Consider the following 16109-nt stretch of genomic DNA (forward strand, 5'->3'; position numbering starts at 1 on the left):
GTCCTGTCTCTTAGGCTGAAGTTAACAAGTGTTAAGTACTGTGGTGACATCGTACTAACTATGTCAGAGGCACAATCACTCGACACAAGCCCCGGCATCGCGAAGGACCTCACGGCCTTCCAGCAGAACATCCTCATCATCCTGGCCGAAGAGCCACGGTACGGCCTCGCTATCAAACGCGAGCTCGAGTCGTATTACGACGACGAGGTCAACCACGGTCGCCTGTACCCGAACCTCGACGACTTAGTCGAGATGGGACTGGTCGAAAAGAGCGAACTCGACAAGCGCACGAACCAGTACGCACTGACGGAGGACGGCAAGGAAGCGGTCCTCGACCAGCTTGGCTGGGAGTTCTCGAAGTTCGTCACGGACGGCGACCGCGCCGGTATGCTCGAGAACCTGGTCGAGAGCCAGAAGTAATCGCCGTTTACTCGGCGTTACGACTCGAGTACTCGATTCCCAGATTTTTCGACGGTCAACCGAACAGACTCCTCCAGCAGCGCCCGCTGCTCGTCGCTCGGCCAGGCGTTGCGCGGGAAGTACTCCGTCTTGAACTCCGCCAGTTCGTCGGGCGTGGCCTCGGCGATAGGCTTGGCGTAGTGGTTGCCCATGAAGTCCGCCAGCGCCGACGCGGTGGCCCCGTGGACCGGGCCGTGGTCCTTCTCGACGGCCGCGGCCACCGCGCGGTTGCGCTCCTCGACGGCGTCCCACTCCTCCGGGTCACCGGGCCCGCTGAGCTGGACCTCGACGCCGCGGTCGACGTCATCGACTCGCTCGGGACGGATGACGCCGTCGTCCACCCACTCCTGTGGGTGACAGACCAGCACGTCGCCGGTGTCGTCGTCTCTGACGCGCGCGGCGAAGCCGTAGCTGTCCAGCAGGGCGTCCCGCTCGTCGACGTACGCCGTCGCCGCCGCGTCGTCGACGGCCTCGCGCGCGAGTCGGGTGAGCCGTTCCGCTTCCTCCAGTACCTCTGGTGGCAGGTCAGTCATCGTCGAGTGCGTCGTTGGCTAGTTGGTCCGCGCGGTCGTTTATCTCTCGCGGAACGTGCTCGATGTGCCAGTCGTCGAAGTCCAGCAGGAGCTCCCGGACGCGGACCCGCTGTTCGCGCAGGTCCGGGTCGTTCGTGTTCCACTCGCCCCGGACCTGTTTGACGATGAGCTCCGAGTCGCCCCGGACGCGGACCTCGTCGAACCCGTACTCGGTGGCGACCTCCAGCGCCCGCACGAGCGCGGCGTACTCGGCCTGGTTGTTGGTCGCCCGGCCGATGGTCTCGCCGCCCTCCGCGACGATGCCGCTGTCGTCGACGAGGACGTAGCCGACGGCGGCCGGACCGGGGTTCCCGCGAGAGGCACCGTCGAAGTAGACGTGGACGCGGCCGCCGCCGTCGTCGCGCAACAGTGCTTCGAGGCGCGCGGTGTCGCCACCCTGGACGACGACCTTCCCGTCGTAGGCGACGGCGGTGGCGCCCGCGTGCGTGGCGCGCCAGCGTTCGTGGGGCGTGTTCCCCGACTCGACGGGGACGCCGTCGGCTTCCAGACGCTCTCGGGCGGCAGTCGGGTCGCACTCGATGACCGGCATCGTCCGAGGGTGGCCGACGGGCGGGCAAAGCCGTTGTGGTCCGCCGGGGACGGCAGGCGCTGACGGCGCGATGAGTAAAAAAAGGACCCGTCGCGCTCAGCTGCTCGAGCGGCCCGCGATGCGCTGGGCACCGGTCTGGCGCCCCTCCTCCCCGCCGAGGACGCGGTCGGCGAAGACGCCGACGCCCGTCGCGACGACGACCAGGCTACAGACCAGCTGGATGGTCAGGTACGGGTCGAAGCGCGCGAACAGGTACGGCGTCGCTGCCAGCACGATGCCGCCGCCGATCGCCAGCCCCGCCGCCATCGAACTCGCCTGCTTGCCCGACGAGATGCGGTACGTGGAGTGTGCCACCGCGATGACCACGAACTCCCCCACGAGCAGGTTGATGAGCGCCTGGGTGTACGGTATCGAGAACACGCCCGAGAGGACGATGATGACGGCGCTGAGTATCGTTCCCGCGAGTCCGAGCCACTTGAGTGCGTCTACCATGTCAGTCTCACTACCCGTTACTTCCGGCGCCCGCCTAATAGTTGTTCATACTCTTTCGGTCGCTGGGGGACACATTGATGCCCGACTGGGGGCAACTGGAAGTAGATGCAACTCGACGAGTTCATCGAGGGGTTCGAACGCGACGAGGCCGCCGAGCGGCGGCGCCTCGCCGCCGAGAAGTCCTACGCCATCACGGACCACCTCGAGGACGTCGAGCGCCAGTTCGAGCAGGCCCTCCAGGGCGACACGCTCGTGGGCTCGACGGCCCCCGAGATATTCGTCGGCCGGTCGGGCTACCCGAACGTCTCGACGGGACTGCTCTCGCCCGTGGACACCGGGGCCGCCGCCGACGACTTCGCGACCAGCGGCGAGTGGTACCAGCAGGGGCTGGGCATCGAGGACGTCCTCCAGCGCCGCACCGGGATGGTCAACTCGGCGAAGCCCACGTCCGTCGACGCGGTGCGCACGGGCGGCGGTCGCGGGCAGTCGGGCGTCCACGACGTCTGGACGGGCTTCGTCGGCGTCCAGCGCGAGGTGGCCATCGCCGACCACGCCGTCGGTGTCGAGGTGGGTCTCGACGGGAAACCGGACCTCGACGTGGCCTTCGACGACGTCTCGACGCCGACGGGGCCGCGTGCCCGCGCGAAGCGCGCCGACCTCACCGAGAACCCCCACGTTCCCCGTCCGGTGGAGAAGACGCTCTCGGACGACGACTGGCGGGCCGAGGGCGCGATGACGTACCTCTACCGGCGGGGCTTCGACGTCTACGACATCAACACCATCCTCTCGGCGGGCGCGCTGGGCCAGGCCCACGAACGATCGCTCGTGCCGACCCGGTGGTCAATCACGGCCGTCGACGACACCGTCGGCCAGTACCTGCGGGGGACCGTCCACAACAGCGACACCATCGACAAGCCCGAGGTGTGGTACAACGAGTACATGGGCAACCGCTACTGGGTGCTGCTCTCGCCGGGGCGCTGGGAGTTCGAGCTCGTCGAGATGAAGGCCCCGAGAGCGTCTGGAACCCGAACTCGGGCGCGGACTACTATCTGGCCAGCGCTCACGAGGGGTACGAGGGCCGTACCGGGTACGTCGAGGAGACTGCGGGGGCCTACTACGCCGCCCGACTGGGCGTGCTCGAACACCTCCAGGAGCGGGGCCGCCAGGCGAAGTGTCTCGTCCTGCGGGAGGTGACCGACGACTACTGGGCGCCCGTCGGCGTCTGGCAGGTCCGCGAGGGCGTCCGCAACGCGTTCGAGGGCGAACCGGGGGTCGGCCAGACGTTCGCGGAGACGGTCTCGGCCGTCGCCGACCAGTTGCCGGTGCCGATGGGAGCGCTGCGCCGCAAGTCCAACCTCGTCGCGGGCCTCCAGTCGACACTGTCGGACTTCTGAGACGAGACGGGACAAAAATTTTACACTGTTGCGATAGAGGTTGGGTATGCTCGCCCTCCTGTTCCCCGGACTGCCTGGCGGCCCCGAACTCCTCATTGTCGTCCTGATTCTCGGGCTGTTCCTGATCCCGCTCCCGCTCTTGCTCGCCGCCGGTGCGTACGTCGTCGGCAAGCGCCGCGGGCGCGAGGAAGCGACGCGAGACGGCGACGCGGAGGCGACGGACCGCTAGTCGGTCATCCGGTGTCTGCCTCGTCGTCCCGACGAACGACGAGCACCGGCCCGACAGAGGCCGCTGCCACCCGATCGGCCTCCTCGCCCCAGACGAGCGAGGCGAGCGACGGGGCGCGCTGACCCATGACGATAGCGTCGTGGCCCGGGACGCTCTCGACCAGCGCGTCGAAGGGATTGCCCGTCCCGCGCTCGGTGGCCACGTCGACGCCCGCGGCCTCGAGCTGGGCGGCCGCGTCCTCGAGTCGTTCCGAGGTCGCCGTGTCGTCACCGACGACCAGCAGCGTGACGCCGATGTCGCGGTCGCCGACCAGTGCCGCGACGAACTCGAGGATTCGATCGACTGCCACGTCACCCGACAGCGGGACGAGCAGGCGCTCGACGGTCCCCGTCGCGCCGTTGACGGCGTACGCCGTCGCGCCGACGTCGGCCCCGACCCGCTCGATCGACTGGCGGCGGTCCGGCGTGAACACCAGGCGGTGGTCCGCGGCGCCGCCGGCCGCACGGAACTCCTCGGCGACGTCCTCGAGCGCGCTGGTCGCGCGCTCCTCGAACTGGGCGCGGGCCTGGTCGGGCGGGGTCTGTTCTGGCAGGCGCTGGTAGCCGAGCACGGTGACGTCCATCGTGCCCAGCAGGTCGATCAGGCCGGGCGAGACGGACTCGCCCTCGAGTATCGCCAGTGGAACGAGGACGCGCATCAGAGGACCCCCCGTAACCTCACGTCGCGAGCGTAATAGTAGTACCACCCCGCGGTCGCGAGCATGATCGCGAGGCCGACGACCTTCGAGAGGCGCGCCATGAACCCGATGAGCGCGAAACTCGCCAGGGCTCCCAGGATCGGCACGGCCGGGTAGCCGGGCGTCCGGAAATCCGGGTCGTACCACTCGGGTTCGTCGCGGCGCAGTGCGAGCAGCGCCACGCACAGGAGCCCGTACATCACCAGATGGAGGAAGGAGGCGACCTCGGCCAGCACCTGTACGCGTCCCGTCGCGGTCAGGAGGAGAATCGGCCCGCCGGCCAGCCCCAGCGCGACGTGTGGCGTCCCGTACTGGAGGTTGATGCGACTCGCCCAGGCCGGGAGGATGGCGTCCTTCGAGACGGCGTATATCGACCGCGAGGTGCTCAGGATGGAGGCGTTGGCGCTCGACATCGTCGCAAGCAAGCCGCCGACGAGAATCGCCAGTGCGCCGGCCTGGCCCAGCAGGTCGCGGCCGACGGCGACCATCGCCGTCTCGCCCTCCCTGGCGAGACGCTCCCACCCGAACGCACTCGTCGCGACGAAGATGGTCGCGACGTAGAGCACGGTCACGACGAGCACCGACCCGATCATCGCCAGCGGGAGGGTGCGTGCGGGCCGTTTCATCTCCCCGGCCACCGTCGCCACCTGGGCGAACCCGAGGTACGACGTGAACACGAGCGCGGCCGTCGTCAGTATCGGGAAGTACCCCCGCGGGGCAAGCGCCGTCGGTGCCGTGGGCTCGCCCACAATGCCCAGCGCGTCGAGCACGCCGAAGCCGAGGAAGACCACGAGGATGGAGAGCAAGAGCGCCACCACGCCGTTCTGGAGCTTCGCCGCGTTCTCGGTGCCGGTGACGTTGAGGGCCGTGAACCCGGCGCCGAGGAGGAGGGCCAGAGGGATGACCAGGCCCCGGCCGACGGGGACGCCCGCGAGCGAGAGCGCGTCGACGGCGTAGAAGCCGAAGCCGACGAGGTAAAACGCCGTCGCGAAGACGAGGCCGAACCACAGCGAGAGGCCGACGACGGTGCCGGGGAGCGTCCCCAGGCCGCGGGAGATGAAGTAGTACCCGCCGCCGCTCTTTGGCATCGCCGTCGCCAGCTCTGCGGCCGGGAGCGCGACCAGGAGCGCGACGACGCCGCCGATGGCGAACGACCCGGCGGCGGCTGGTCCGGCCGCCCCGGCCGCGAGGCCCGGGAAGACGAAGATTCCCGCCCCGATCATCGTCCCGATGCCGATGGCGAGACCGCCGGTGAGCCCGATGGTCCGCTCGAGCTCGGCGTCGTCGGTGATGGTCGCCTCGTCCGTCTCGACGGTCGGTTCCACGTCGGGGGTCTCGCCGCGGATGTTCTGTCCGGCCTCCTCGGTGGCCATACACGAGCCTGGACGGGGCTCGAACGTATAGTTGTCCGTCGATTACCGGGGCTCGAGACGGCCGTGTTAGCAGGTCTCGTGCCCGTCCGGGGCCGAATCGACTCGTTTATCGGTGCCAATCCGTGAGGGGAACGTATGACCTCCGACAGGCGTGGGCCCGGACCCGCCGAACCACTCTCCAGCCGCGCGTTCCGCATCTCCGTCGACGACGGCCGCGACGACTTCTGTGCCCTGAGCATCGAGGGCGACGACCCCGAGACCGAGTGGCTGATCTCCGATACGGTCTGTGCGCTCGAGAACATGCGGTGAGCGCCGTCGCCTCCCAGTGAGCGGTCACCGGGAGTTCGCTCCCGGCACCCTTCCTCTCCTGACACCGACTCGACCGGCCGTGTCACGCGTCGTCGGCCCTTCGGCCCGCTCACAATCAGTGTCGTGCCGTGGCTCGGCTACGTGCGTCGACGGAGGGGACCGCCCCAGGGGACCGTTTCACTCGGTCGGGACCGGCCCGGTGCCGATGACGTCCCGAACTGCGTTCTCGAACTCGTTGCGGTCCGCGAAGTACGGGACGTCGACGTCCTCGAGGACGTCGGCCAGTTCCCGGGGCCGTCGGGCGTCCGGATGGTCGTCTCGCCCTCGCGCTCGACGATAGTGCTGTGTTCGATGCCCCAGGTGAGTCGCGCCGAGACGCGCGCGAGCGGCGCGCCCTCGACGTCGGGCCCCTCGCCGAGTTCGACCGCCGGCGCCTCCTCTTCCTCGCTCTCGTCGTCGCTCATACCCCGACTGTACCCGCGGGCCCGATTAGTGCTTTCGGAAACGTGCCGGCCGTACGCCCGTCTTGCGTCTGTCTGACGGGTAGTTTTGTCGGTGGCTGTGGTACAGCTCGCCATGACCAGTTTGACAGACGTCTACGAGGGGGACGTCGGACGCATCGCGTCGCGCCGGCGCCAGGTCGCCGGGACGGCCCTGTTCGTCGCGGGGGCGGCCGGCCTCGTCGGGGCCATCGCTCTCGCCACGACGGGGCTGGGGTCGGCACTGGGACTGGACGGGTACGCCGCGCGCGAAATCGCCGGTATCGTCGCTGGGCTGGGGCTCCCGGCGGTGGTCCTGGGCGTGTTCGTCGTCCTGCCTGCGGGGCGACAGACCCGGGCGACGGCCGGCCTCGGCCTGGGCGTGGCCGTCTTCGGCGTCGCCCTGTTCCAGCACCTCTACCCGTACAGCTGGCTCGAGGGCGCGCCGCTGCTGGCCTCGCTCGCCGGCTTCGTCTACTTCGCCGGCGTCGTGACGACGTTCTGGTGTCTGTTCGTCGCCCTCGCGACGTTCAAGACGCGCAACGACCCCGGCGGCACCGCACACATGGAGGTCACCGAGGCGGGGACCATCAGACTGGTCGAGGAGGCACGCTCGATTCCCGGCCTGGGCGGCATCGGCTTCTTCGGCCAGGACCCCGACGGCACCGTCGAGACCCAGACCAACCGGCCTGGAGTCGACTCGGGCGCGGTCCGCGACGGCGGGTCCCAGTCCGACCCGGCGGCACAGCAGTCGTCGTCCCAGTCTCCCGAGCGACCGCACAACGCCGGCCGGTCCCCTCAGTCGACCACCGACACGTCGTCCCCGTCCGACGGCGGCGTGTCGACGATGGGTCCCTCCGAACACTCGCTGGACCCTCGCATCGCCAACGCCGGCCCCGAGGCCTCTCCCTCCACCGACGGCGGGACGACGACCGAGACGGGCCACGACCCCATCACCGAGACCGCCGTCCACCGGGGCGAACCGGACACGTACTGTGGCAACTGCCGGCACTTCCAGTACGTGATGGAGGGCGACGACATCCAGCCCTACTGCACCTACCACGAGGAGGTCATGGACGACATGGACCCCTGTTCGGCGTGGGTTCGAAACGACTGAGACCACCCCCGACTCCGAACCCGGGCGTTTAACACGCCCGCCGAGCATACAGGGGGACACCAATGGAGTTCTGCGACGACTGCGGTTCGATGATGAAGACAGAGGGCGACACCTGGGTCTGTGGCAGCTGTGGCTACGAGAAACCGCGTGATGCCGAGACGGAGAAGCGGACGGCCGTCACCACGCAGGGCCAGGAGGCCTCGGAGGTCGTCGACACCTCGGAGGTCGACGCCGCCGACATGGGGCCGACGACGAACGCGCGGTGTCCGGAGTGTGGCAACGACCGGGCCTTCTACGAGATGAAGCAGATCCGCGCGGCCGACGAGTCAGAGACGCGCTTTTTCACCTGCACCGAGTGCGAGCACAAGTGGCGAGAGGACGACCACTGAGGCCAGAGCGTGTCTGACGACGTCGCGTTCCCGGTGCTCCCGACCGACCGCCTCTCTGCGGGCGGGTGGACGCTCGTCGACGAGACCGTCGAGACAGTCTTCGAGATGCCGACGGCGAGGGTCGTCGGCGCGACCAGGCTCTACGACGACGACCGGACGCGGGCGGCGGCCCGCGAGGCGGTCGGCGTCGACCAGCAGTGGCGCTTCTTCTTCGCGACGCGACTGACGTTCCAGCCACCGCTCGCCCCGGGCATCGGCGCGCCGATGGTGTTGCCGACGGTCCGCTCCGAGGCCGTCTCGGCGTTCGCCGACCAGCTGCGTGACCGCGGGTTCAGCAACGTCGACCGGGGGCGGCGCGAGCGGATCCGCGTCGACTCGGGTGACCGGGCGCGACTCCGGTCGTACTCGGCGTCGGTCGACCTCGAGGAGGTCGGCGAGACGCTGTCGGTCACGGGCTGGGTCGGCGTCTGGCACGGCGATGGATTCCGCATCGCCGCGGGCGCCTATCCCGACGACCCGGTCGCTGACGTGCTGGGCCTCGCGGACCCGCCGGACGTGCTCTGTCGGACCGCCAGAGAGTACCGCGACGACCTGCTCTCGCTCATCCGCGCCGTCGAGTGACCGCGGCCAGCAAGAGCCCCTCGGGGACGAGTTCGACCGGTCCGAGACCGAGCATCCCTGCCAGCCCGCTCGGCGTCGCTCCGTCGCCGAGGCGGGCCAGCGGGACGCCGCGGACGCGCACCTCGGCGGTCAGGCCGGTCGAGGCCAGGCCGGCGGCGGCGTCCATCGACTCCGACCGGTGCCGGCGGACCAGGTCGACGGCGCTCGGGAGCGACGGACAGTCGACGGCCACCAGGTCCTCGTAGCCACGCACCGTGACCGTCGTCCCGTCTATCGTCACCTCGAGGTCGGCCTCGACGGACAGGTCCGGCCGCCGTTCGAGGCGGTCCAGCAGTTCCGCCACCGTCGTTATCGGTTCGTCGGTCGTGCGCGCCGCCGTCACTGTCGCCACTCACTCCCGCTCGCGTGTCTTGACCGTGAGCGTCCCGTCGACGCGCCAGTGGGCGTACTCCGGGTCGTCCCCCGTCTTGCTCGGGACGTCGACCTCCATGTCCTCGAACTCGTACGTTATCTCGGCGTTGCGCCCGGTCAGGCGGTCGTAGAGGCTGATCGCGAGCTCTGGCCAGGTCTGTGTCTCCTCGGGCACGTCTGGGTCGCTCATACGGGCGTCCATACGGTTCGCTGACGTTTGAAAGTATGCCTCCCGCGCCACTCCTGCACGGCGGTTACGGCCGGCGGGCGAACGTGAGGTAGCCGGTGTGGCCGACCCCGGCCGTCGAGGGGCGGGACCCGCGCTCGTCGAAGTCCATCTCACGCTGGACGGTGTCGAGCGTCTCGATGCCCTCGAGCCCCACCGCTCTGGCCGCCTCGACTACCGCCCGCGTGTTCTCGACGAACGGCGAGTACACTGCGAGCGACCCACCCCGGTCCAGCAGCGTCGGCGTCCGTTCGACGACGGTCGGCGCGTCCTCGGTGTCGAGGGTGAGGACGTCGAACCCGGACAGTTCGTCCAGGTCGTCGGTCACGTCACCGGTCCGCACCTCGACGGCATCGGCGGCGTCGGCGACCGCCATGTTCTCGCGGGCCACCGCGGCGAACTCGGGGTCGCGCTCGTAGGTCACCACGTCCGCACCCAGCCGGCCCATGTAGGCGCTGAGGATGCCGGTCCCGGTCCCGGCGTCGAGCACCCGGTCACCCGCGGCGACGCCGGTCTTGCCGACCACGAGGCCGACGTCCCGGGGCATCATCGGCGCGCCGGTCCGTTCGAGGTGGGTAAAGAGGTCCGGCCCGCGGAGTCGGCGGACGGTGAAACTCGTCCCGAGATGCGTCTCGACGACGTCGCCGGCCGCGACGTCTTCGGGGACCTCGAGGATGCCGAGGTCGGACTCGAAGCGCTCGCCGGGTTCCAGCAGGTACTCGCGGTCCTCGTGGACGAAGAGGTAGGCCACGTTACTCCAGCTGGTCGACGGCGTCGGCGAGGTCGCCGTCGTTGTCCTCGAGCGCCTGCCGGGCGGTCGCCTCGTCGACGCCGGCGCGCATCGCCACCAGTTCGATGTCGCCCTCGGAGATGGTGACCGGGCCGGACGACTCTGTCTCTGCCTCGTCGGCCTCGTCGGCAGTCCCCTCGCTCTCGGTCTCGTCGGCCGCACCGCTCGTGCCGTCCCGAGGCCGGGACTCGGGTTCGCCGACGACCTGGTAGGTCTTTTGCCCCTGGGCGGCCATCAGCTGGACCTCCGCGTCGGTGAAGACCAGTTCCTCCTCGGGGGTCCGGATAATCACTTCCTCGGCGTCGATATCCTCCATATCGATGCCCATCTGTTCCATCATCTGCTGTAGCTTGCGCGGGTCCATCCCGCCGCCTCCGCCGAACATACCACCGAATCCGCAGTGCGAGGGGAAAAGTCTCACGACCCACCGGTTCTCGTCGCCGCCAGCGGGGCGCCACGACCCACGACCGGTATCCATTCCACGGTGGCGGCCCAGGCCCCGGTATGGACGAACTCGTGAGCGTCGAGACGGTTCACGAGCGGGGGTCGTGGCTGTTCACGGCCGAGGACGCCTACGGCGCGCTCGAAGAGGTGGTACTGGTCCCCTGCGGTGACGGGGTCGAAGCGTGGGTCAACCGCTGTACACACGAGGCCCAGCGCTTCGACACCGGTCGCGGGGTGCCGATGCGTAACGGGCAGCTGGTCTGTCCGAAGCACGGCTCGCTGTTCGACGCCTGCGACGGCCACTGCGACAACGGCGAGGCCGCCGGCACCACCCTGCCGGCGGTCGATATCTCGACGAACCGGGGGACGGTCGTCCTGACCGACGACGACTACGCGTTCCGACACGCGGGCGGCATCGACGACGACGAGGGGCCGGACTCGACGTCGCACCTGTCGCTGTGAGGCGGGCCACTCACTCGGCGACCAGGCCCCACTCGATGCGGTCCCACAGGCGCTCGTAGCCGTAGTAGGTCACCGTCTTCACGAGGTTGGCGGCGACTCCGATGTTCAGCGCCGCCACCGGGTCCCCGGTCACAGCGAGCGCGACGGTGACGGTCACGACGAGCATCAGCAGTCGGTAGAGCACCGTCTTCACGAGGGCGCGAGACCGGTCCTGGTAGGCCGGTCGGGGGAGGCGCTGGGTCAGCGAGCCCATGTGGACGGTTGGTCGCCCGTCGTTGTAGGTGTTGTCGCGCTCAGGCCTCGAGCTGTTCTTGCCAGTCGCGGACCTTGCCGGCGGTCACGCCCTGGACCGCCGCGGCGACGCGGTCCGGGTCGGCCTCCCGCAGGGCGTCGAGCGAGTCGATACCGGCGGCCTCGAGCTTCTCGGCCGTCGCGCTCCCGATGCCGTTCAGGTCCTCCAGGTCCTCGACGGCGTTGCGGGCCCGGTACTCCTCGTAGTTACAGATGGGACAGCCCAGCTCCCAGGGGTCGTCGCTGTCGGGGTCGACGACGAGTTCTGGCAGGTCGTGCTCCTCGCAGTACTCGTCGGTCACCTCGATGTCGCCGTTGCGCGGCAGGGGCAGCGAGTAGTCACAGTCGGGGTAGCGCGTACACCCGACGAGCCGTGACCCCGAACGGAGGTGCTTGATGGCGAGCTCGCCGCCGTCGGGCTCGTGGCAGTCGGGACACGGCCCGATGATCTCGTCCTCGCTGGCCTCGGCCTTCTCGGCCTCGCAGCGGGGACAGCCGTGGACGAAGGTGTCACGGCCGGCGAGCATCTTGACGTGTTTCATGTCGTGGTCCGCACAGACCTCGTCTAACACCTGCGGGCTGCCGGTGGAGGGCAGCGGCAGGGTGTTGCGACACTCGGGGAAGCCGTCACAGCCGACGAAATACGAGCCCTGGCGCGAGCGCCGGACGAGCATGTCCTCGCCACACTCCGGGCACGGGCCGAGCGTCTTGTCGGCCTTCAGCGACTCCTGGAGGTACTCCCCGATATCCTCGCGCGAGTCCTCGAGTTCCTCGAAGACCTTCGCTAACATCTCGCGGGACTCGTCGGTCACCTCGTCTAAGGTGGCCTCGCCCTCGGCGATGGCGGTCATGTCCCGCTCGAGCTGGGCGGTCATCTCCTCGCTGGTGACGTGCTTGGCGAACTCCTCGGCGGCCTCGACGACGGCCATCGCGAGTTTCGTCGGGCGGGGCGGATCGCCCTCGATGTAGCCTCTATCGTACAATTTCTCGATAGTATTGTGTCTCGTCGACTTCGTTCCTACCCCAAGCCCCTCCATGGTCTCGATGAGCCGCGACTGGCCGTATCTGCGGGGTGGCTGGGTCTCCTTGTCCTCCAGTCTGACTTCGGTGATGGCCAGTTCCTCGCCCTCCTCGACGTCGGGGACGTGGTTCTCGCTGGCACTGGAGTAGGGGTAGACGGCGTGGTAGCCGGGCTCGACCAGGCGCTTGCCGTTGGCCTTCAGCGAGCGGCCGGCGGCGTCGGCGACGACGCGCAGGTGCTCCCAGGTGGCGGCCTCCGCGACCGTGGCGAAACCGGCGGACGACGAGCTCGAATATCTCCCACTCGGCGTCCGACAGTTCGCTGCGTGCGGGGAGCTCGCCGGTCGGGTGGATCGGCGGGTGGTCGGTCGTCTCCTCGTCGCCCTCGGTCGCCACTAGCTCGTCCTGTTCGAGCAGCGACTCGGCGTCCTCGCCGAACGTCGGCGACCCGACGAACGCGTCGAGTAGCGCGTCCTCTTCCAGGTCCTCCGGGTAGACCGTGTTGTCGGTCCGGGGGTAGGTGATGTAGCCGGCGGTGTAGAGGTCCTCGGCGATGGACATCGCGCGCTGGGCCGAGTAGCCCAGCGAGCTGGCCGCCGAGATGAACGCGGTGGTCTTGAACGGCGTCGGCGGACTGTCCTCGCGGGTTCGCCGACGGACGCTCGTGACGGTGGCGGCGTCGACGCTCGTCAGGTCGGCGAAGGCAGCGTCGGCCTCGCTCTCGTCCCAGACGCGTTCGGCCTCGGTGCCGTCGTCGTCGTAGAAGTACTGGGCCTCGAAACTGGACCCGTTCTTCGCGAGGTCGGCGAACAGCTCCCAGTAGGCCTCGGGTTCGAAGGCCTGTATCTCGCGCTCCCGGTCGACGATGAGTTTCAGCGTCGGCGACTGCACCCGGCCGACCGAGATGAAGTCGTTGCCCAGCTGGCGCGCCGACAGCGAGAGAAAGCGCGTCAGCGCCGCGCCCCACACCAGGTCGATGATCTGGCGGGCCTCGCCGGCCGCCGCCAGGTCGAAGTCCACGTCGTCGGGGTCTGCGAAGGCCTCGGTGACCTCCCGGTCGGTGATCGAGGAAAAGCGGACCCGCGAGATGGGGATGTCCGTCTCGGCGCGGATGAGCTCGTAGGCCTCCTTGCCGATGAGCTCACCCTCGCGGTCGTAGTCGGTCGCGATGACGGCCTCGTCGGCCCGGCGGGCCAGCTGCTGGAGCGTCGTGACGATGTTCTCCTGGGTCGGTTCCTTCGTGACGTCGGCGTAGATGAGCTCCTTTGGCTCGACGTCGCGCCAGTCGCTGTACTCGGGTGGGAAGTCCACACCGACGACGTGGCCCGAGAGCCCGACGACCCGCTTGTCGCCCCAGCGGTAGACGTTCACGCCGTTGCGTCGCTCGGTCGAGGCGCTGCCCTCCGAGAGAATCTCCGCGATTCGGCGCGCGGCGTTGTCCTTCTCGGTGATAATCAGCTCCACGGCCCACCACCTTGTGCTGTCATTAGCGGTCGATACGCCGCGAGAGAGTCTAAAGACTTTCGGGGAGAATCGACCGATAGCGCGGGTGTGCGTGCGATTGCGGGCGGCTGCGGGCCCGCGCCCGCGAGAGGTCTAGTCCGCCGGTTCCGGCGCGCCGTCCGAACGGGCCTTGAGGTATCGATAGCCGAACAAGCCCACCTCCGTCAGCAGCCAGGCGAGCGCCAGGGCGGCCGCCAGCAGGCCGTAGAACAGCGCCCACCCGGTCATCCACACCGGCCGGAGCCACGGCGCGTAGTGGCCCCAGACGGTGCTCACCTCGCTCGCGACGCCGGCCAGCGGCGTCCCGGCGAACGTGGCCTCGATGAACGTCCCGACCGAGACGTTCTGCTCGCCGCCGGCCGAGAGGTTGGCGCTGCCCGTGATGTCGTAGGTGCCGGTGGCGTTCTGCTCGCGGATGGTCGGCCCGTTGGACCCGCCGCCGTGGGCGACGCGCTCGGCGTCGTAGGGGCCCCAGGTCACGTAGTACTCCCAGACCACCTCGCCGGTGGGTGTGACCTCCATGACGCGGTGGTTCAGCGTGTCCGTGATGAGCGTGTTCCCGTTCGGGAGTCGGTCGGCGTCACGGGGCCAGTTCAGCGTGTTCGACCCGACGGACCAGGTCCGGGTCCAGGTCCCGTTCGTGTAGGCGTACTCGACGACGCGGTTGTTGCCGCTGTCGGCGACCAGCATCGTCGGCGTCCCGTCCTCGCCGCGGAAGAAGTCGGGGTTGTGCTGCTCGTTGAGGATGCTGTGGTTCCCGTCCTCGCCGAGGCGCATGTCGATCTCCCCTGTCGTCCGGTCGATGAGCAGCACCTGGTCGAAGTTGCGCGGCGAGACCAGGAAGTGGTCGTCGCCGACGACGTCGACGTCGTTGCTGTGGGTCCAGTCCTCGTCCATCCCGCCGTCGGTCGAGGGCGGGAAGTGGTTCCGGTACTCCCACGACCACGTCACCTCGTCGGTCGTGAGGTTGTAGACGACGATCTCGTCCATCGACGTCTCGTTGGACTCCTCCCACGCTCGCATGTGTGAGATCACCATGGCGGTGTCGTTCAGCATGTCGACGTCGTGGGTGTCCTTGTAGGGGAGTAGCCGCTTCCACACCCGCTCCTGGGTCTCGGGGTCGTACTCGTAGACGAGCGTCTTGCCCTCGCGGGGCGAGACCACGAGCAGGTTCCCGTTGGGCAGCGGGTCGACGTCGAAGAACCAGCCGTTGGTCCCCTCGGGGTTCTGGTGGGTCCACTCCAGGCGGCCGCGTTCGTCCACCGCGACGAGGCGGGCGGGCTTCTTTCGGTTGGTGTTCCCCTGGAAGGTGTAGCCCTGTGCGCTGACCACCGTCGTCCCGTTCGCGGGGCTTGTCAGCGTGCCACGTTGCAGTGTCTGTGCGTCCGACGGATCGTGTGTCGCTGCACTGACCAGCATCGGGGTCAACAGCGACAGGACGAGGAGGGCGACGACGCCGCGGACGGCCCAGCGGCGCGACCTGATGCTCGGGAGCACACTCCTGCCTGCGGGGCGGGACGGATTAATCCCTTCGAGTCGTTCCGAGGGGCGGGCGTGTCTGCCGCGGGCACTTCCGATGCGCTCATGACGCTGCCGACCAGAGCGTCGATATGGACTCCCGGACCGCTCGCGTCCTCCGTGGCGCCGCCGCCACGCTCGTCTTCGCGACGGCGGCCTTCCACCTCTGGTGGGGCCTCCGCGCAGCATCATCTACCTGCAGGCCCTGGAGAGTCTCACGGGGCGGGGGCTGCCGCCGGACCCGCGCCCGTTCCTCTTCGTCGCGATGGCGGCGCTGCTGTTCGCGGGCCCGTACCTCGTCACGCGGAGGGTCGTCGGGCTGCGTGACGCCTACATCGCCGGCACCGTCGTCCTGCTGGCCTCCGTCGTCGCCTGGGTGTTCTGGCACACCACCGGGCACGGTGCCTTCCTCGTCGACGGCTTCAGCGCCCCGTCGACCGGTGGCGGGGGCCACCACCACGACCAGAGCACCGTCGCGCTCGTCCTCGACCACTTCGTCGTCGAGCCCGTCGAGGGCATCGTCAAGATCATCGAGCTGTCGGCCATCGCCATCTTCGTCACGCTCCTGTGGCGGGATCCGGCCATCATCCCCGAGGGGGACCGGTCCCGGGCCGACGCGGGCGAGGGCGCCGACAGTTAGCGCGGGGTCGCATTCGCGCTCCCCGATTCGTCCCGTCGTCCCCTCGCCTCACCTGGTCCCGGGACCGGCAACAGCGCGCGTCGG

The 16109-nt window shown here is 69.1% G+C and carries 19 protein-coding genes and 3 pseudogenes; 9 read left to right on the top strand and 13 right to left on the bottom strand.

What is annotated here, in order from left to right:
- Window positions 1-60 precede the first annotated feature (60 nt).
- Window positions 61-420: a PadR family transcriptional regulator gene (locus P1N55_RS16885; RefSeq protein ID WP_276276658.1), complete on the top strand. Its 360-nt coding sequence runs from the start codon at window positions 61-63 to the stop codon at window positions 418-420.
- Window positions 421-437: 17 nt separating this feature from the next.
- On the opposite strand, the gene P1N55_RS16890 is transcribed toward P1N55_RS16885, so the two are convergent.
- The 3 genes from P1N55_RS16890 to P1N55_RS16900 form a co-directional block, all read right to left on the bottom strand.
- Window positions 438-992: a DUF7108 family protein gene (locus P1N55_RS16890; RefSeq protein ID WP_276276659.1), complete on the bottom strand. Its 555-nt coding sequence runs from the start codon at window positions 990-992 to the stop codon at window positions 438-440.
- Window positions 985-1581, bottom strand: a complete 597-nt coding sequence (gene rnhA, locus P1N55_RS16895) for a ribonuclease HI (protein ID WP_276276660.1) — start codon at window positions 1579-1581, stop codon at window positions 985-987. Before rnhA ends, P1N55_RS16890 begins: the two co-directional genes overlap by 8 nt.
- Before the next feature lie 96 nt (window positions 1582-1677).
- Complete coding sequence (locus tag P1N55_RS16900) at window positions 1678-2073, bottom strand: hypothetical protein (protein ID WP_276276661.1); 396 nt, start codon at window positions 2071-2073, stop codon at window positions 1678-1680.
- Between the two features lie 105 nt (window positions 2074-2178).
- Here P1N55_RS16900 and nreA point away from each other — a divergent pair.
- Both nreA and P1N55_RS16910 read left to right on the top strand, forming a co-directional pair.
- Window positions 2179-3467 (top strand): annotated as a pseudogene (gene nreA / locus P1N55_RS16905) (DNA repair protein NreA).
- Window positions 3468-3513: 46 nt separating this feature from the next.
- Window positions 3514-3696: a hypothetical protein gene (locus P1N55_RS16910; protein WP_276276662.1), complete on the top strand. Its 183-nt coding sequence runs from the start codon at window positions 3514-3516 to the stop codon at window positions 3694-3696.
- 4 nt (window positions 3697-3700) lie between these two features.
- On the opposite strand, the gene P1N55_RS16915 is transcribed toward P1N55_RS16910, so the two are convergent.
- Both P1N55_RS16915 and P1N55_RS16920 read right to left on the bottom strand, forming a co-directional pair.
- A complete protein-coding gene (locus tag P1N55_RS16915; protein ID WP_346430042.1) occupies window positions 3701-4396 on the bottom strand; it encodes a universal stress protein in 696 nt (231 codons plus the stop codon).
- Entirely contained in the window at window positions 4393-5805 is a 1413-nt protein-coding gene (locus tag P1N55_RS16920; protein WP_276276664.1) for an APC family permease, read from the bottom strand. Before P1N55_RS16920 ends, P1N55_RS16915 begins: the two co-directional genes overlap by 4 nt.
- A gap of 135 nt (window positions 5806-5940) precedes the next feature.
- Here P1N55_RS16920 and P1N55_RS16925 point away from each other — a divergent pair, with 135 nt between their 5' ends.
- Window positions 5941-6114, top strand: a complete 174-nt coding sequence (locus P1N55_RS16925) for a hypothetical protein (RefSeq protein ID WP_276276665.1) — start codon at window positions 5941-5943, stop codon at window positions 6112-6114.
- A gap of 177 nt (window positions 6115-6291) precedes the next feature.
- Here the strand turns inward: P1N55_RS16925 and P1N55_RS16930 are convergent.
- Window positions 6292-6578 (bottom strand): annotated as a pseudogene (locus P1N55_RS16930) (DUF5789 family protein).
- Between the two features lie 112 nt (window positions 6579-6690).
- Between P1N55_RS16930 and P1N55_RS16935 the strand changes: the two are divergent.
- The 3 genes from P1N55_RS16935 to P1N55_RS16945 all read left to right on the top strand — a co-directional run bounded on the left by P1N55_RS16935 (window position 6691) and on the right by P1N55_RS16945 (window position 8720).
- Entirely contained in the window at window positions 6691-7710 is a 1020-nt protein-coding gene (locus P1N55_RS16935; protein ID WP_276276666.1) for a DUF7139 domain-containing protein, read from the top strand.
- A 62-nt stretch (window positions 7711-7772) separates the two neighbouring features.
- The gene (locus P1N55_RS16940) at window positions 7773-8099 is read left to right on the top strand and encodes a transcription factor S (protein WP_276276667.1); all 327 of its coding nucleotides are present in this window, start codon (window positions 7773-7775) and stop codon (window positions 8097-8099) included.
- A gap of 9 nt (window positions 8100-8108) precedes the next feature.
- A complete protein-coding gene (locus tag P1N55_RS16945) occupies window positions 8109-8720 on the top strand; it encodes a hypothetical protein (protein ID WP_276276668.1) in 612 nt (203 codons plus the stop codon).
- On the opposite strand, the gene P1N55_RS16950 is transcribed toward P1N55_RS16945, so the two are convergent.
- The 4 genes from P1N55_RS16950 to P1N55_RS16965 form a co-directional block, all read right to left on the bottom strand.
- Window positions 8701-9102 (bottom strand): hypothetical protein, encoded by a 402-nt coding sequence (locus P1N55_RS16950; protein WP_276276669.1) that lies wholly within the window; start codon window positions 9100-9102, stop codon window positions 8701-8703. The two genes, P1N55_RS16945 and P1N55_RS16950, sit on opposite strands and share 20 nt — an antisense overlap.
- Before the next feature lie 9 nt (window positions 9103-9111).
- Entirely contained in the window at window positions 9112-9321 is a 210-nt protein-coding gene (locus tag P1N55_RS16955) for a hypothetical protein (protein ID WP_276276670.1), read from the bottom strand.
- Window positions 9322-9385: 64 nt separating this feature from the next.
- The gene (locus P1N55_RS16960; protein WP_276276671.1) at window positions 9386-10108 is read right to left on the bottom strand and encodes a methyltransferase domain-containing protein; all 723 of its coding nucleotides are present in this window, start codon (window positions 10106-10108) and stop codon (window positions 9386-9388) included.
- A 1-nt stretch (window position 10109) separates the two neighbouring features.
- The gene (locus P1N55_RS16965) at window positions 10110-10532 is read right to left on the bottom strand and encodes a nascent polypeptide-associated complex protein (RefSeq protein ID WP_276276672.1); all 423 of its coding nucleotides are present in this window, start codon (window positions 10530-10532) and stop codon (window positions 10110-10112) included.
- Window positions 10533-10651: 119 nt separating this feature from the next.
- On the opposite strand from P1N55_RS16965, the gene P1N55_RS16970 reads away from it, so the two are divergent.
- Window positions 10652-11053 (top strand): Rieske (2Fe-2S) protein, encoded by a 402-nt coding sequence (locus P1N55_RS16970; protein ID WP_276276673.1) that lies wholly within the window; start codon window positions 10652-10654, stop codon window positions 11051-11053.
- A gap of 10 nt (window positions 11054-11063) precedes the next feature.
- Here P1N55_RS16970 and P1N55_RS16975 read toward each other — a convergent pair whose 3' ends face one another.
- The 3 genes and pseudogenes from P1N55_RS16975 to P1N55_RS16985 all read right to left on the bottom strand — a co-directional run bounded on the left by P1N55_RS16975 (window position 11064) and on the right by P1N55_RS16985 (window position 15364).
- Window positions 11064-11306 carry a DUF2061 domain-containing protein gene (locus P1N55_RS16975; RefSeq protein ID WP_276276674.1) on the bottom strand — a complete coding sequence of 81 codons (243 nt, stop codon included), beginning with the start codon at window positions 11304-11306 and terminating at the stop codon, window positions 11064-11066.
- A gap of 40 nt (window positions 11307-11346) precedes the next feature.
- Window positions 11347-13828, bottom strand: a pseudogene (locus P1N55_RS16980) (DNA topoisomerase I).
- A gap of 132 nt (window positions 13829-13960) precedes the next feature.
- Window positions 13961-15364 carry an aryl-sulfate sulfotransferase gene (locus P1N55_RS16985; RefSeq protein ID WP_276276675.1) on the bottom strand — a complete coding sequence of 468 codons (1404 nt, stop codon included), beginning with the start codon at window positions 15362-15364 and terminating at the stop codon, window positions 13961-13963.
- Between the two features lie 190 nt (window positions 15365-15554).
- Between P1N55_RS16985 and P1N55_RS16990 the strand changes: the two genes are divergently transcribed.
- Complete coding sequence (locus tag P1N55_RS16990) at window positions 15555-16025, top strand: hypothetical protein (RefSeq protein WP_276276676.1); 471 nt, start codon at window positions 15555-15557, stop codon at window positions 16023-16025.
- Window positions 16026-16109: the final 84 nt, after the last annotated feature.

Origin of the sequence: Haloarcula regularis, from assembly GCF_029338315.1 — an archaeon.
GTDB lineage: Archaea > Halobacteriota > Halobacteria > Halobacteriales > Haloarculaceae > Haloarcula > Haloarcula regularis.

Bases quoted from the DNA above. Each gene is read 5' to 3' on its own strand.
- P1N55_RS16885 (WP_276276658.1), top strand. From the start codon at position 61: ATGTCAGAGGCACAATCACTCGACACAAGCCCCGGCATCGCGAAGGAC.
- P1N55_RS16890 (WP_276276659.1), bottom strand. From the start codon at position 992: ATGACTGACCTGCCACCAGAGGTACTGGAGGAAGCGGAACGGCTCACC.
- rnhA (WP_276276660.1), bottom strand. From the start codon at position 1,581: ATGCCGGTCATCGAGTGCGACCCGACTGCCGCCCGAGAGCGTCTGGAA.
- P1N55_RS16900 (WP_276276661.1), bottom strand. From the start codon at position 2,073: ATGGTAGACGCACTCAAGTGGCTCGGACTCGCGGGAACGATACTCAGC.
- P1N55_RS16910 (WP_276276662.1), top strand. From the start codon at position 3,514: ATGCTCGCCCTCCTGTTCCCCGGACTGCCTGGCGGCCCCGAACTCCTC.
- P1N55_RS16920 (WP_276276664.1), bottom strand. From the start codon at position 5,805: ATGGCCACCGAGGAGGCCGGACAGAACATCCGCGGCGAGACCCCCGAC.
- P1N55_RS16925 (WP_276276665.1), top strand. From the start codon at position 5,941: ATGACCTCCGACAGGCGTGGGCCCGGACCCGCCGAACCACTCTCCAGC.
- P1N55_RS16935 (WP_276276666.1), top strand. From the start codon at position 6,691: ATGACCAGTTTGACAGACGTCTACGAGGGGGACGTCGGACGCATCGCG.
- P1N55_RS16940 (WP_276276667.1), top strand. From the start codon at position 7,773: ATGGAGTTCTGCGACGACTGCGGTTCGATGATGAAGACAGAGGGCGAC.
- P1N55_RS16955 (WP_276276670.1), bottom strand. From the start codon at position 9,321: ATGAGCGACCCAGACGTGCCCGAGGAGACACAGACCTGGCCAGAGCTC.
- P1N55_RS16965 (WP_276276672.1), bottom strand. From the start codon at position 10,532: ATGTTCGGCGGAGGCGGCGGGATGGACCCGCGCAAGCTACAGCAGATG.
- P1N55_RS16970 (WP_276276673.1), top strand. From the start codon at position 10,652: ATGGACGAACTCGTGAGCGTCGAGACGGTTCACGAGCGGGGGTCGTGG.
- P1N55_RS16975 (WP_276276674.1), bottom strand. From the start codon at position 11,306: ATGGGCTCGCTGACCCAGCGCCTCCCCCGACCGGCCTACCAGGACCGG.